Source organism: Streptomyces niveiscabiei (genome assembly GCF_001419795.1).
GTDB classification, from domain to species: domain Bacteria; phylum Actinomycetota; class Actinomycetes; order Streptomycetales; family Streptomycetaceae; genus Streptomyces; species Streptomyces niveiscabiei.
The window spans coordinates 1-13,167 of sequence record NZ_LIRL01000775.1 but is presented as its reverse complement, the minus strand read 5'-3'; the positions used below and the strand labels follow the sequence as shown (position 1 = coordinate 13,167).

The following is a 13,167-nucleotide window of genomic DNA, read 5'->3' as shown; positions in this document are numbered from 1 at the left end:
CCCGCAACGCCACATCGCTCACCCCCTTGCGCTGATACCGCCCCAGCCAAGCGGCCCCGGCCTCGCGCGACAGTGTGACCTCCGCCCGCACCTCCCGGTCCGCCAGCGCGGCCAACCCCCCGACCATCACCCGGGCGGTCACTTCACGCACCCACCCCCGAGCCTCCAACTCCCCGCACAGCGCGTCCTCGTCCCCGACCTGGATGTACGCCGGGAGCCCCCGTACCCCGTACCACTCCCGGACCACCCGCAGCGCCTCGTCCAGCGGTACCCCGGGATTGCCCAGCGGCAGCGCGGAGTTGGCCCGGCGGGTGAAGCCGGCGGCGGCCCGCAGCTCCCAGTCTCCGAGCGGCGCGCTCTCGACCGGCAGCCAGGAACGCGCGGCGACCCGCGAGAGTTCCTCGTACGAAGCGGCGGGCGCGCGGCGCCGGGCGGGAGCCGGGGGGACGACCTTGCCCGCGACGAGGGAGGTCGTGGGGATAGGGACCGCGACGCCGTCCCGGCGAGTGATGACGACCACATCGTCGTCCCATGATGTGAGAACACCCACCGTGTCGGTGAATTTCCCCTCCGTCACGGCGGGGTCGGAAATTCGCCGTACGGAGACGCGTTTGCCCACATCAGCAGCCGTAATGCGAACTTTGAGCCGACCTGCGCCACGGATTTCCACGAGTCCGTCCACCCCTCCTGTTCGGATCATGCCCAAGAACGGAGATACTAGGTGGCGGGCATCGACGACGCCGCGCTCCCGCGCGCCAGGCGGCGGAGCCTGAGGAGGCCCGCCAGCGCCCTATCGAGGAGGAACGACAGCGTGACCTACGTCATCGCGCAGCCTTGTGTCGACGTGAAGGACAAGGCGTGCATCGAGGAGTGCCCGGTCGACTGTATTTACGAGGGCTCACGGTCCTTGTACATCCACCCGGACGAATGTGTCGACTGCGGTGCCTGTGAGCCGGTCTGCCCGGTCGAGGCGATCTTCTACGAGGACGACACTCCGGAGGAGTGGAAGGACTACTACAAGGCGAACGTGGAGTTCTTCGACGAGCTGGGCTCCCCGGGCGGCGCCAGCAAGTTGGGCCTGATCGAGCGGGACCACCCGTTCGTGGCCGCGCTGCCGCCGCAGGCCTGACCCTACGGGCCTTGAGCACCGTCGCCTCGGTCCCCTCCAGGGGCCGAGGCGTTTGCCGTACCAGAAAGTGAGCGTCCCGTGTCCCTCGCCGACCTTCTCCCCGCGTTTCCCTGGGACAAGCTGGCCCCCTACAAGCAGACGGCCGCCGCGCACCCCGACGGCATCGTCGACCTCTCCGTGGGCACGCCGGTCGACCCCGTCCCGGAGCTGATCCAGCAGGCCCTGACCGCCGCCGCGGACTCCCCGGGCTACCCCACGGTCTGGGGCACGCCCGAGCTGCGCGACGCGATCACCGCCTGGCTGGAGACCCGCCTCGGCGCGCGCGACGTCACCCACCACCACGTCCTGCCGATCGTCGGCTCCAAGGAACTGGTGGCCTGGCTCCCGACCCAGCTCGGCCTGGGCCCCGGCGACAAGGTCGCCTACCCGCGCCTCGCGTATCCCACCTACGAGGTAGGCGCGCGCCTGGCTCGCGCGCAGTACGAGGTGTACGACGACCCCACGTCCCTCGACCCCGCGAACCTCAAGCTCCTCTGGCTCAACTCCCCCTCGAACCCGACCGGCAAGGTCCTCACGAAGGAGGAGCTGACCCGCACGGTCGCGTGGGCCCGCGAGCACGGCGTCCTGGTCTTCTCGGACGAGTGCTACCTCGAACTCGGCTGGGAGGCGGACCCGGTCTCGGTCCTCCACCCGGACGTCAACGGCGGTTCGTACGAGGGCATCGTGTCCGTCCACTCCCTGTCCAAGCGGTCCAACCTGGCGGGCTACCGGGCGGCGTTCCTCGCGGGCGACCCGGCAGTCCTGGGCCCGCTCCTGGAGATCCGCAAGCACGGCGGCATGATGACGTCCGCCCCGACCCAGGCGGCGGTCATCGCGGCACTGGGCGACGACAAGCACGTACAGGAACAGCGCGAGCGGTACGCGGCGCGGCGTACGGCGCTGCGGGACGCGCTGGTCGCGCACGGCTTCCGCATCGAACACAGCGAGGCGAGCCTCTACCTGTGGGCGACGAGGGACGAGTCCTGCTGGGAAACGGTGGCGCACCTGGCGGAGTTGGGCATCCTGGTGGCGCCGGGTGACTTCTACGGCGAGGCGGGGGCGACCTACGTACGCGTAGCCCTGACCGCGACGGACGAGCGCATTCAAGCGGCGGTCAGCAGGCTTCTTTAGGGGCGCGGGGCTGTATCGATCTGCGGCTGCCGCCGCGTGGGCGCGAACAGCCACAACGGACCCGCAGGCGACAACGGGGCCCAGAGGTGAACCCCCTCCGGGCCCCGCGGCGCAAGAAGTCTCAGCCCCCCAACGGAAGCCCCTTCAGCGGCAGCGTCTGCGCGCCCTTCGTGAGGGAGTCCGTCGGCAGCCCGCCCTTGGTGGCGGACTTGGCGGTGTCGCCGACGAGGTCGCCCGAGGCGCCCGCCGTGGCCCCCGCGGCCTTCGACGCCGGAGGCGTCACCTTCTTCACGGCCTGGCCCCCGCTCTTGCCGACGGCGGGCACCGCCTGCTCCGTGACCTTCGCCCCGTTCTGGCCGGCGGTCTCCGTCGCCGCCTCCGTCGTGCTGTCGAGCGTGCTGGAGACACCGGCCGTGTCGAGGGAGGTCAGCCCGCCGAGGCCGGAGAGGGGAGCCGCCGGCGCCGCGCTGGCCGTGCCGGCCACACCGACCCCGGCAGCCGCCCCAGCGGCGACGAGCAGCGCGGCACGGGCGATCCGACGGGTCAGGGGAAGGGAGGACATGTCGCTCCTACGAGCTGGTTCGGACACTGACGCCGTGAGAACACCCGCAGGCCCCGGGAAGGTTGCGGATCAGCAACGTAAAGACTTGGCAATGCGTCGCATTATCGGCTGTGAACACCCCGGGAGACGTACCCCTCGCACTACTGGTCGGTGGTGATCCGCACCGACTTCTCCCGGTCGGCGCGCGTCGTGCCGGCCGGCTCCCACCGGCTGTCGCTGTTCCCGGCGACCCAGGTCCGGCCGGCGTAGGTGACGCGCTGGATGTGCAGCGCCGAGGAGTTGGCGACGGCCCAGTGCGCGAGCTGCCACCCCCGCTCGGGCACGGACCGCCCGGCGGAGGCCGTGTCGCCGACGACGGGGAGCGAGACGGTCTGGCCGCCGCTGACCGCCGTCGGCCCCTCCTCGCGCGCACTCGCCGTGGACGCCGCCGCCGTCCCCTGGACCGCGTCGCGCCCGAAGTCCCGTACGAGGGCGGCCCGTACGGCGCTCTCGCCGGTCGCGGTGACGGTCGCGTCCGGCCGCCCCGTACACGTCAGGGTCGCGGCGGACCGCCCGGTGAGGGCGGCGGCGAGGACGGTCGCGTCGGGCTCGTGCTTGGCGTACGCGTCCGGGTAGCCGCTGCGCTGGACGCGCTGCGCGGCGACCGTGAGGGGGAGGTCCTCGTAGCCGCGGACCTTCTTGAGGTGCTTGTAGAACTCGCCCGCCGAATACGCCGGGTCCTGCACCTGCGCCTCGGTGCCCCAGCCCTGCGAGGGCCGCTGCTGGAAGAGGCCGAGCGAATCCCGGTCGCCGTGCCCGAGGTTGCGCAGCCCGGACTCCTGGAGCGCGGTCGCCAGCGCGATCGTCACCGCCCGCTGCGGCATCCCGAGGTTCGTGCCGACCGCCGTGATCGTCGCCGCGTTGACGGCCTGCTCCGGCGTGAACTCGTAACTCTTCCCGCCCCGCTGGGCGGCGGACACTTTGCAGCCCGGGTCACCGGTCCCGCCGGTGATGTACTGCACCACCACATAGCCCGCGACGGCGAGCAGGACGACGACCGCTGCCAGCGAACGCAGCAGGCGGCCAGGGCGCTTGGAGGAGGGGGACGGGGCTGACACGCGTACAAGGTACTGGAGAGTACGGTCGCGTACGGGCCAGGTGCGAACACTGGTCCGACTCCTTGGCGCGTTAGGGTCGACACCATGGCCGACACCCCGCTTGACCTCACTCTGGATGCCGCCGCGCTCACCGCGCGTCTCGTCGACTTCCCCTCGGAGAGCGGTACGGAGGAGCCCCTCGCCGACGCGATCGAGGCCGCCCTGCGCACGCTGCCGCACCTGACGGTCGACCGCCACGGCAACAACGTCGTCGCCCGTACGGGGCTGGGTCTGCCGGAGCGCGTCATCCTCGCCGGCCACATCGACACGGTCCCGATCGCCGGCAACGTCCCCTCCCGCCTCGACCCCGACGGGACCCTCTGGGGCTGCGGCACCTGCGACATGAAGTCCGGGGTGGCGGTCCAGCTCCGCATCGCCGCGACGGTGCCGGCGCCCAACCGGGACCTCACCTTCATCTTCTACGACAACGAGGAGGTCGAGGCCACCCGCAACGGCCTCGGCCACGTCGCCCGCGCCCACCCCGAGTGGCTCGCCGGCGACTTCGCGGTCCTCCTGGAGCCGTCCGACGGCCAGGTCGAGGGCGGCTGCCAGGGCACCTTGCGCGTCCAGCTCCGCACCAAGGGCGAGCGCGCCCACTCCGCCCGCTCCTGGATGGGCGCCAACGCGATCCACGCCGCCGCCCCGATCCTGGCCCGCCTCGCCGCGTACGAACCCCGGCGCCCCGTCATCGACGGGCTGGAGTACCGCGAGGGGCTCAACGCGGTCGGGATCGGCGGGGGAGTGGCCGGGAACGTCATCCCCGACGAGTGCGTGGTGACCGTCAACTTCCGCTACGCGCCGGACCGCAGCGCGCACGACGCGGTCGCGCACGTCCTTGAGGTCTTCGACGGCTGTGGTGTGGAGGAGTTCACTATTGTCGACGACAGCCCCGGCGCCCTCCCCGGCCTCTCCCACCCCGCGGCGGCGGCCTTCGTCGAGGCGGTCGGCGGCACCCCGATGCCGAAGTTCGGCTGGACCGACGTGAGCCGCTTCTCCTCCCTCGGCGTCCCCGCCGTCAACTACGGCCCCGGCAACCCCCTGTTGGCCCACAAGCGCGACGAACGCGTCGACACGGCCGCGATCCTGCACGCCGAGGAACGCCTGCGGACCTGGCTGACACGCTGACGTCCCCCGTCCGTAACCCCCGCGGATCTAGGCTGAGGTACGGAAACACCAGCAAGTGCAAGTGAAGGGAGCGCACATGACGGTCGAGGGAACCCCCCAACCGGAAGAACAGCGTCTGGGGCCGGTCCTGCGCCGGCGCTCCCAAGTCACGGCGAGCACCACGGACCAGCGCCTCCTCGACGCCGGCGGCCCCTCGGACTGGGTCCACACCGACCCCTGGCGCGTCCTGCGCATCCAGTCCGAGTTCATCGAGGGCTTCGGCACCCTCGCCGAACTCCCGCCCGCGATCAGCGTCTTCGGCTCCGCCCGCACCAAGCCCGACTCCCCCGAGTACGAAGCGGGCGTCCGCCTCGGCCACGCCCTCGTCGACGCGGGCTGGGCCGTCATCACCGGCGGCGGCCCCGGCGCCATGGAAGCCGCCAACAAGGGCGCCTGCGAGGCAGGCGGCATCTCCGTCGGCCTCGGCATCGAGCTCCCCTTCGAACAGGGCCTCAACCCCTACGTCGACATCGGCCTCAACTTCCGCTACTTCTTCGTCCGCAAGATGATGTTCGTCAAGTACGCCCAGGGTTTCGTAGTCCTCCCCGGCGGCCTAGGCACGTTGGACGAACTCTTCGAGGCCCTCACCCTCGTCCAGACCCAGAAGGTCACCCGCTTCCCGATCGTCCTCTTCGGCACGGAGTACTGGAGCGGCCTCGTCGACTGGATCAAGAACACGCTGGTCGCGGAGGGCAAGGCATCCGAGAAGGACCTGCTCCTGTTCCACGTCACGGACGACGTGGACGAGGCGGTGGCGCTGGTGTCGAAGGAGGCGGCGCGCTGAGCCGGTGACTTGGGGCCGGCTCCCGGTTCACGGCACGGGGGCCGACCCTGGACACGGCTGGACTCCCGCCTGTTCGGCTCTCGGCGTGCGCGATTTCGCCGGTGTTCCGACCGAGCGGGCCACCGCCTCGGCTGGTGGTGCTGGACTGGGAAGGGTGGGGGGCGCTCCGTACGGGTTCGACGCGGCCGTTGTGGGGGTCACTCTTCGTCGATGCGGAAAGTGCTGATCTTTCCGTCCGGTACGGGGAACACGCGGAATTCCGACGCGAGTTCGAATACGAGGAGGAGGCCCCGGCCGTGTTTCTCGTGGAGGTGGGGCCGCTGGGGCTCAGGAATCTTCGGCGAGGCGTCCTTCACGTCGATCACGAGAGAGGCCCAGACGGTGACCTCGAACCGGTCGCCCTCGGCGTGTTCGACGGCGTTGGTGGCGAGTTCGCTGACGAGGAGGGCACAGAGGTCGGGGTTTTTGCCGCCGGCCCTTTCGTACGCGCGTACGGCCCATTTTGGCCGGAGCCGAAGGAATTGAAGACGCTTCTGCGGGTGTTCCAGGCTGATACCGAGACGCGTGTCCGCCTGGAGACCATGCTGGAGGAAGGGCGGGCTATTTCCGGTGCCTGGTGGACGGAATATCAGGACGAGTTCGCTGAATCGCTGATCGAATTCATCGCCTACGAGGACACCGCGAGCCATATCGCAACGTGCGCCGCCAACGTCATTCCGGGGTTGTTGCAGACCGCCGATTACGGTCGGGCGCTCACCTCGGCGTCATCCAGCCTCACGGTGGCCGCACTTCGAGTGGAGCGGGCGATCGAAGTGAGGCAGGCGCGGCGTGGTGTATTCGACAAACCGGCACTGCCGACAGTTGAAGCGATCGTTGGCGAAGCCGCGCTGCGTCAGCGGATCGGTGGGAAAGACGTCATGCGCCTTCGACGCGATGACCGGGATGACCTTCCGTAAGGAGCCCAAGGAGATCAGGCGCCTCAAGGCGTTCGTCGACTCTCTGCGTAAGCTCGCTCTCCCCCTGACGGACACCCTCGAACAGGTCAAGGGAATCAGGAAAGAGCTCCTGCATGACTGCTGGCAAGCTGGCCACGCCGAACGCCCTTCTGGCACACGACCTTTCGGACGCGCAGTGGACGAAGTCCGAGTCCTCCACCGCCAGCGACGACGACTGCTTGGAGGCCACCCACGTCCCAGAACTCGGCGGCTGGGTCCTCCGCCACTCCATGTACGCGGCCTACACGCAGGGCGTCCAAGCCGGCCAACCCGGCCTGGTCCCCGGTTCCTGACGTTCACCCCCGCCCGCTGTATACGTCCGCGTATACTCGGCTCATGTCTGATGCGATGATTCGTGTATCGGCCGAGGTCAGGGATCGCCTGGCGGTGATCGCCGAGTCGCGGGGGACCTCGATCCGCTCCCTGGTCCAGGAGTTCGCAGAGTCGACGCTGACTCTGGAAGAGCGGCGGGAGCGGGCCGAGCGGGCCCGCGCCTACCTGGCGGAGCACTTCGGCGTCGAGGTGACCGACGAGGAGAGCGCGGCCATGGGAGTCAAGCTCCGTGAGGCGTTCGCCCGGGCGGAGGACGCTGCCGCGTGATCGTGCACCACTTGGTTCTCGATACCCCGACCCTCATGGCACTGTCGGGGAACCGCCAGGTGTCCGCACTGATCCACCGGGCCTACTTCGAGGCGGAGACGCGCCTGTGGGCGCCGACCCTGTCGATCCTGGAGGCCGACCGCGAACACCTGGGACTCGCCGAGCACATCGGGCAGTTGGAGGTCATCCACACCGTGGACCTGGACTACCCGGCGACGCTCGCGGTCGCCCAACTGCACCGGGACGGTGTCCCACTCGGAGTCGGCGCCGCGCTGCATGCCGCCAAGCACCTCCCCGAGTGGGGCGCTGACGCGCTGATCGCCAGTGTCCAGCCCAAGGCGTACGCAGGACGAGGAGTCCCCGTACTCGACCTCAACCGCTGAACCTCACGCCAGCCCCCGCCGCGCGACCGCCGGTTCACGGTGGCCGGCGATCGACGCCACCATGTCGAGCACCTGCCGCGTCTCCGCGACCTCGTGGACGCGGTAGACCTGGGCTCCTAGCCAGGCGGAGACCGCTGTCGTCGCCAGGGTGCCGATCAGGCGTTCCTTCACCGGGCGGTCCAGCGTCTCGCCGACGAAGTCCTTGTTGGACAGGGAGACCAGGACGGGCCAGCCCGTGGCGGTCATCTCGGGCAGGCGGCGGGTCGCCTCCAGGCTGTGCCGTGTGTTCTTGCCGAAGTCGTGGCCGGGGTCGATGAGGATCGACTCGCGGGGGACGCCCAGGGACGCGGCGCGTTCGGCGAGGCCGACGGTCACGTCGAGGATGTCGGTCATGACGTCGTCGTAGGTGACCCGGTGGGGGCGGGTACGGGGCTCGGAGCGCCCGGCGTGGGTGCAGACGAGGCCGACGCCGTACCGCGCAGCGACCTCGGCCAAACCCGGGTCGACGCCTCCCCACGCGTCGTTCAGGAGGTCCGCGCCGGCCTCGCAGACCGCCTCGCCGACGGACGCGCGCCACGTGTCGACGCTGATGATCACATCAGGGAACCGGCGGCGGACCTCCGCGACGAAACCGACCGTCCGGCGGGCCTCCTCCTCGGCGGTGACCTCCTCGCCGGGGCCCGCCTTGACGCCGCCGATGTCGACGATCGCGGCACCCTCGGAGACGGCCTGCGCCACGCGCGCGAGCGCGGGCTCGTCGGCGAAGGTGGCGCCCTGGTCGTAGAAGGAGTCGGGCGTCCGGTTGACGATCGCCATGACCACCGGTTCGTGCGGACCGAATTCACGCCTGCCCAGCCTGAGCATCCCCTGTGACCTCTCCTAGTGCATGCGGGACATCCGCCGCCTGAGACCCTAACTGTCCGACCCGCATGGCACGATCAGGGGCAAGACACGTCCGACGTTCGAGCGGGGCCCGCCGATGGTTATGTTCTTGTTCCTGGTCATCGCGCTCGCCGTGGTGGTCGCCGCGGTGACGCTCGCCGTGGTGGGCGGCGGCGAGGGTACGGGCCCGCTGCCGGAGGAGTCGCCGCAGCGGCTGCACGACCCGCTGCCGTGGGACCGCCCGGTCACGCGCGCGGACGTCGACAGCCTCCGCTTCCCGCTCGCCGCGCGCGGCTACCGCATGTCGGACGTCGACGACGCGCTCGGCAGGCTCGCCGCGGAACTCGCGGAGCGCGACGCGCGGATCGCCGACCTGGAGGCCGCGCTGACGGCCCCGCGCGTGTCGGTGGAGAAGACCGCCCCGGAGGACGACCGGTGACCGACGCCCTCGCCGGTCCGGACGGCGTCCTGCGCTGCCCCTGGGCCCTGTCCACGCCGGACTACGTGACGTACCACGACGACGAGTGGGGCCGCCCCGTCCACGGCGACGACGCCCTCTTCGAGCGCCTCAGCCTGGAGGCGTTCCAGTCGGGCCTCTCCTGGATCACGATCCTGCGCCGCCGCCCCACCTTCCGTACGGCGTTCAGCGACTTCCGGATCGCCGAGGTGGCCGCGTTCACCGACGACGACCGTACGCGCCTGCTGGCCGACCCCGGGATCATCCGCAACCGCGCGAAGGTCGACGCGACGCTGGCCAACGCGCGCGTGCTGGCCGACTGGAAGCCGGGTGAGCTGGACGAGCTGATCTGGTCCCACGCCCCGAAGAAGCCCCGCACGGCGCCCAGGACCCTCGCCGACGTACCCGCCGTGACGGACGAGTCGAAGGCGCTGGCCAAGGAGCTGAAGAAGCGGGGCCTGAGGTTCGTGGGACCGACCACGGCGTACGCGCTCATGCAGGCGTGCGGGCTGGTCGACGACCACCTGGAGGACTGCGGCGCGCGCGGCTAGCGCCCCACGTACTTCGGCTTCTCCTTGTTGACGAACGCCGTCACCGCGATCCGGTGGTCCTCCGCCGCGCCCGCGCGGGACTGCAACTCGTCCTCCTTGTCGAGGGTCTCCGTCAACGAGTGCGTCAACCCGAACGCGACCGACTCCTTGAGCGCGGCGTACGCGACGGTCGGCCCCTCGGCGAGCGCGCGGGCCACCTTCAGCGCCTCCTCCCGCAGGGAGGCCGCCGGGACGACACGGTTCGCGATGCCCCAGTCCAGCGCGTCCTGCGCGCTGATGCTGCGCGGGAACAGCAGCAGGTCGGTCGCCCGGGACGGGCCCACCACACGCGGGAGGGTCCACGAGATCCCGGAGTCGGCGGTGAGCGCGACACCGGCGAACGACGTGTTGAACGAGGCCGTGTCGGCGACGATCCGGTAATCCGCGGCGAGCGCGAACCCGAACCCGGCCCCCGCGGCGACCCCGTTGACGGCGGCGACGACCGGCTTCGCGGCACCCGTCAGCGCGCGCGTGATGGGGTTGTAGTGCTCCCCGACGGTGCTCATCACGACGTCCGAGCCCTCGGCCAGCAGCCCGATGTGCTCCTTGAGGTCCTGGCCCACGCAGAACGCCCGCTCCCCGGCGGCGGTCAGCAGGATCGCGCGTACGGCGGGGTCGCCGGCGGCGGACTCGGCGGCCTCCCGCAGCGCGACCTTCGTCGCGACGTTCAGCGCGTTCATCGCCTCCGGACGGTTCAAGGTGATGACCGCGAGCCCGTCGGTCACCTCGTACAGCACGCTGTCGGCCATGGAGTGTCCCCTCCGCATCGAAAAGTAACGTCGCCGGCACTCAGCATGGCGGAGTTCGACGTCCGAGGACCGGACGGAGCGTGTGACCTGCGTCAAAGAATCCGGGCCCGTTCTCGGACGGCCTAACGCCGCGCGGCGGAGCAGTATCGCAGTCACACCGCCGAATTGGGTGGTTTTGCTCGCGCGCGTTGCCCAAGCGATGCCGTCCGAAGTTGGTCATCGGGTCCTGAGATGCGGGATAATGGCTTGGAAGCAATGTGTTCGATGCCGGTGTCGCGTGTCCCACGCAGGACCGCGCGTGCCCTCCCAGGGGCCGTCGGCTTTGACGGTGAGCTGGTTTCAGGAAGGGGAACGAGCATGGCGGCCATGAAGCCGCGGACGGGCGACGGCCCGCTTGAGGTGACCAAAGAGGGGCGGGGCATCGTCATGCGCGTTCCGCTCGAAGGCGGCGGGCGGCTCGTCGTCGAGCTGACCCCAGACGAGGCCACGGCGCTCGGCGAGGCCCTCAACAAGGTCGTCAGCTGACGCAAGAAAGTGCCCCTTACGACAGTCCCGGCATCGCGTGCGGCGCCGGGGCTGTCGTTTTCACCGGACGGGTACGCCTTTACCGGACGGGTACGCCGCTCAGCGCTTGACCGCGCACAGCAGCCCGTCGCCCACCGGCAGCAGCGACGGCACCAGCTCGGTGCTCTCGCGGACCGTACGCAGCAGCTCGCGCACGCGCACGACCTCCGTCGGCTGGGGCCCGGAGTCGACGGTACGGCCGTTGGCGAAGACGCCCTCGAAGACGACCAGCCCGCCCGGCCGCAGCAGGCGCAACGATTCAGCTAGGTAGTCCAGCAGTTCGAGCCGGTCGCCGTCGCAGAAGACGAGGTCGTAGCCGGAGTCCGCGAGCCGCGGCAGGACGTCCAGCGCGCGCCCGGGGATGAACCGCGCCCGGTTGCTGGCGAACCCGCACGCGCGGAAGGCCTGCCGGGCGAACTGCTGGTGCTCCGGCTCGGGGTCGACGGTCGTCAGGACGCCGTCGGGCCGCATGCCGTGCAGGAGATGGAGACCGGAGACGCCGGTGCCGGTGCCGATCTCGGCGACCGCCTTCGCGTCGACCGTGGCGGCCAGCAACCGCAGCGCGGCGCCCGTGCTGGGCGACACCGAGCGCAGCCCTGCCTCACGGGCCCGGTCGCGGGCCCAGCGCAGCGCGTCGTCCTCGGCGGCGTAGGCGTCGGCGAACGCCCAGCTTGCCTGCCGGTTGCCGGTAATGACCCTCTCCTGTTCCCCATGATGTGCCTCGGCGTGACTGTATCCGTTGCGGGCGGGAACCCGCAGATGGGACCGCGCGTTTGAAGGGGTGGGAACGGTGATGGGGGGACACAGTTGGATCACGGCGACGGGTGGCGCGGCAAGTCCGGGCGGACGCAGCCGTATGAGCCGTATCAGCCCAGATCAAATTCAGGTAAAACCGCTTATCCGGAGCTAACGGGCGAGGTGGCTATGGTAGGGGCTCCACTGGACACCACCAGAGCCGACAGGGGAGGTGCGGCCCAGTCTGTGGATCGGGGAGGAGTGCTCCGGCGCTTTCTCGGATCGGCGGGCAGGCCGAAATCCGTGAACGACACCGCTGACCGAAACCACGCCGGCGACTACGCCCAGACCGCGACCTTCTCCACCGACGCGGACGGGCAGGCGTGGACTCCGCCCACGTGGGAGGAGATCGTCAGCACGCACAGCGGTCGCGTCTACCGCCTGGCCTACCGCCTGACGGGCAACCAGCACGACGCCGAGGACCTCACGCAGGAGGTCTTCGTCCGTGTCTTCCGCTCCCTGTCGACCTACACGCCGGGTACCTTCGAGGGCTGGCTGCACCGCATCACCACCAACCTCTTCCTCGACATGGTCCGCCGCAAGCAGCGCATCCGTTTCGACTCCCTCGGGGAGGACGCGGCGGAGCGCCTCGCCAGCAAGGAGCCGACCCCGCAGCAGCTCTTCAACGACGCCCACTTCGACGCGGACGTCCAGCAGGCGCTGGACACCCTCGCGCCCGAGTTCCGCGCGGCCGTCGTGCTGTGCGACATCGAGGGGCTGTCGTACGAGGAGATCGCGGCGACCCTCGGCGTCAAGCTCGGGACTGTCCGCTCCCGGATCCACCGGGGCCGCTCCCAGCTCCGCAAGGCCCTCGCGCACCGCTCTCCGCAGGCCCGCGAGGCCGAGCGGCGGCGGACGTTCATGGCCCGCGTCCCCGTCCTGGGGGGAGGGGGCGCGACCGCGTGAGTGGACTCGGTGGCTCCAGGCCCAAACCTTCCGTGAACCACGCGGAACAGCATCTCGGTGACCGGCTCTCCGCCCTGGTGGACGGAGAGCTGGGCCATGACGCGCGCGAGCGCGTCCTCGCGCATGTCGCGACCTGCGCGCAGTGCAAGGCGGAGGTCGACGCGCAGCGCCGGCTCAAGGGCGTCTTCTCCGAAGTGGCCCCTCCGACGCCGTCCGAGAGTTTCCTCGCGCGGCTCCAGGGGCTGCCCGGGGGTGATGACTCCGCCGCCGGAAGTCCCCTCGGCGGCGGAGTCATCACCCC

At 70.6% G+C, this 13,167-nt stretch carries 20 protein-coding genes; 13 read left to right on the top strand and 7 right to left on the bottom strand.

Annotated features, from left to right (window positions below; genetic code table 11):
* A partial coding sequence (locus tag AOK24_RS33290) for a GNAT family N-acetyltransferase, cg3035/Rv0428c family (protein WP_055723741.1) occupies nucleotides 1-670 on the bottom strand: 670 nt, incomplete at its 3' end.
* 141 nt (nucleotides 671-811) lie between these two features.
* On the opposite strand from AOK24_RS33290, the gene fdxA reads away from it, so the two are divergent.
* Together fdxA and AOK24_RS33280 are read left to right on the top strand one after the other, a co-directional pair.
* Nucleotides 812-1,129, top strand: a complete 318-nt coding sequence (gene fdxA, locus AOK24_RS33285) for a ferredoxin (RefSeq protein WP_010350536.1) — start codon at nucleotides 812-814, stop codon at nucleotides 1,127-1,129.
* A gap of 78 nt (nucleotides 1,130-1,207) precedes the next feature.
* Nucleotides 1,208-2,299, top strand: coding sequence for a bifunctional succinyldiaminopimelate transaminase/glutamate-prephenate aminotransferase (locus tag AOK24_RS33280; RefSeq protein ID WP_055723739.1), 1,092 nt, complete (start codon nucleotides 1,208-1,210; stop codon nucleotides 2,297-2,299).
* Between the two features lie 121 nt (nucleotides 2,300-2,420).
* On the opposite strand, the gene AOK24_RS33275 is transcribed toward AOK24_RS33280, so the two are convergent.
* Both AOK24_RS33275 and AOK24_RS33270 read right to left on the bottom strand, forming a co-directional pair.
* Entirely contained in the window at nucleotides 2,421-2,861 is a 441-nt protein-coding gene (locus AOK24_RS33275; RefSeq protein WP_055723738.1) for a hypothetical protein, read from the bottom strand.
* A 140-nt stretch (nucleotides 2,862-3,001) separates the two neighbouring features.
* A complete protein-coding gene (locus AOK24_RS33270; RefSeq protein ID WP_055723737.1) occupies nucleotides 3,002-3,958 on the bottom strand; it encodes a hypothetical protein in 957 nt (318 codons plus the stop codon).
* 84 nt (nucleotides 3,959-4,042) lie between these two features.
* Between AOK24_RS33270 and dapE the strand changes: the two genes are divergently transcribed.
* Nucleotides 4,043-5,122: a succinyl-diaminopimelate desuccinylase gene (gene dapE / locus AOK24_RS33265; RefSeq protein ID WP_055723736.1), complete on the top strand. Its 1,080-nt coding sequence runs from the start codon at nucleotides 4,043-4,045 to the stop codon at nucleotides 5,120-5,122.
* Nucleotides 5,123-5,198: 76 nt separating this feature from the next.
* The gene (locus tag AOK24_RS33260) at nucleotides 5,199-5,945 is read left to right on the top strand and encodes an LOG family protein (RefSeq protein ID WP_055723735.1); all 747 of its coding nucleotides are present in this window, start codon (nucleotides 5,199-5,201) and stop codon (nucleotides 5,943-5,945) included.
* A gap of 197 nt (nucleotides 5,946-6,142) precedes the next feature.
* Here AOK24_RS33260 and AOK24_RS52840 read toward each other — a convergent pair whose 3' ends face one another.
* A complete protein-coding gene (locus AOK24_RS52840; RefSeq protein ID WP_107104102.1) occupies nucleotides 6,143-6,634 on the bottom strand; it encodes an ATP-binding protein in 492 nt (163 codons plus the stop codon).
* Here AOK24_RS52840 and AOK24_RS52835 point away from each other — a divergent pair.
* The 4 genes from AOK24_RS52835 (at nucleotide 6,527) to AOK24_RS33240 (ending at nucleotide 7,923) form a co-directional block, all read left to right on the top strand.
* Nucleotides 6,527-6,901, top strand: coding sequence for a Scr1 family TA system antitoxin-like transcriptional regulator (locus AOK24_RS52835; RefSeq protein ID WP_420876711.1), 375 nt, complete (start codon nucleotides 6,527-6,529; stop codon nucleotides 6,899-6,901). The two genes, AOK24_RS52840 and AOK24_RS52835, sit on opposite strands and share 108 nt — an antisense overlap.
* Nucleotides 6,902-7,014: 113 nt before the next feature.
* Nucleotides 7,015-7,233, top strand: a complete 219-nt coding sequence (locus AOK24_RS33250) for a hypothetical protein (protein WP_055723733.1) — start codon at nucleotides 7,015-7,017, stop codon at nucleotides 7,231-7,233.
* A gap of 43 nt (nucleotides 7,234-7,276) precedes the next feature.
* Nucleotides 7,277-7,540, top strand: coding sequence for a hypothetical protein (locus AOK24_RS33245; RefSeq protein WP_055723732.1), 264 nt, complete (start codon nucleotides 7,277-7,279; stop codon nucleotides 7,538-7,540).
* Nucleotides 7,541-7,575: 35 nt separating this feature from the next.
* Nucleotides 7,576-7,923 (top strand): PIN domain-containing protein, encoded by a 348-nt coding sequence (locus AOK24_RS33240; protein WP_240554243.1) that lies wholly within the window; start codon nucleotides 7,576-7,578, stop codon nucleotides 7,921-7,923.
* A 3-nt stretch (nucleotides 7,924-7,926) separates the two neighbouring features.
* On the opposite strand, the gene folP is transcribed toward AOK24_RS33240, so the two are convergent.
* Nucleotides 7,927-8,787: a dihydropteroate synthase gene (gene folP / locus AOK24_RS33235; RefSeq protein ID WP_055723730.1), complete on the bottom strand. Its 861-nt coding sequence runs from the start codon at nucleotides 8,785-8,787 to the stop codon at nucleotides 7,927-7,929.
* A gap of 121 nt (nucleotides 8,788-8,908) precedes the next feature.
* Between folP and AOK24_RS33230 the strand changes: the two genes are divergently transcribed.
* Nucleotides 8,909-9,244, top strand: coding sequence for a DivIVA domain-containing protein (locus tag AOK24_RS33230; RefSeq protein WP_055723729.1), 336 nt, complete (start codon nucleotides 8,909-8,911; stop codon nucleotides 9,242-9,244).
* On the top strand, nucleotides 9,241-9,813 hold the full coding sequence (locus tag AOK24_RS33225; RefSeq protein WP_055723728.1) for a DNA-3-methyladenine glycosylase I: 573 nt from the start codon (nucleotides 9,241-9,243) through the stop codon (nucleotides 9,811-9,813). The genes AOK24_RS33230 and AOK24_RS33225 overlap by 4 nt, the downstream gene beginning before the upstream one ends.
* Here the strand turns inward: AOK24_RS33225 and chcB are convergent.
* Nucleotides 9,810-10,601, bottom strand: a complete 792-nt coding sequence (gene chcB / locus AOK24_RS33220) for a 2-cyclohexenylcarbonyl CoA isomerase (protein ID WP_055723727.1) — start codon at nucleotides 10,599-10,601, stop codon at nucleotides 9,810-9,812. The genes AOK24_RS33225 and chcB overlap by 4 nt on opposite strands.
* Before the next feature lie 357 nt (nucleotides 10,602-10,958).
* Here chcB and AOK24_RS49880 point away from each other — a divergent pair, with 357 nt between their 5' ends.
* Nucleotides 10,959-11,126 (top strand): DUF3117 domain-containing protein, encoded by a 168-nt coding sequence (locus AOK24_RS49880; protein WP_010350523.1) that lies wholly within the window; start codon nucleotides 10,959-10,961, stop codon nucleotides 11,124-11,126.
* 99 nt (nucleotides 11,127-11,225) lie between these two features.
* Here AOK24_RS49880 and AOK24_RS33215 read toward each other — a convergent pair whose 3' ends face one another.
* A complete protein-coding gene (locus AOK24_RS33215; protein ID WP_055723740.1) occupies nucleotides 11,226-11,924 on the bottom strand; it encodes an O-methyltransferase in 699 nt (232 codons plus the stop codon).
* 237 nt (nucleotides 11,925-12,161) lie between these two features.
* Here AOK24_RS33215 and sigE point away from each other — a divergent pair, with 237 nt between their 5' ends.
* Both sigE and AOK24_RS33205 read left to right on the top strand, forming a co-directional pair.
* The gene (gene sigE / locus AOK24_RS33210) at nucleotides 12,162-12,866 is read left to right on the top strand and encodes an RNA polymerase sigma factor SigE (protein ID WP_079057115.1); all 705 of its coding nucleotides are present in this window, start codon (nucleotides 12,162-12,164) and stop codon (nucleotides 12,864-12,866) included.
* A 32-nt stretch (nucleotides 12,867-12,898) separates the two neighbouring features.
* Nucleotides 12,899-13,167 (top strand): anti-sigma factor family protein (locus AOK24_RS33205; RefSeq protein WP_240554242.1); only part of this gene is annotated, 269 nt, incomplete at its 3' end.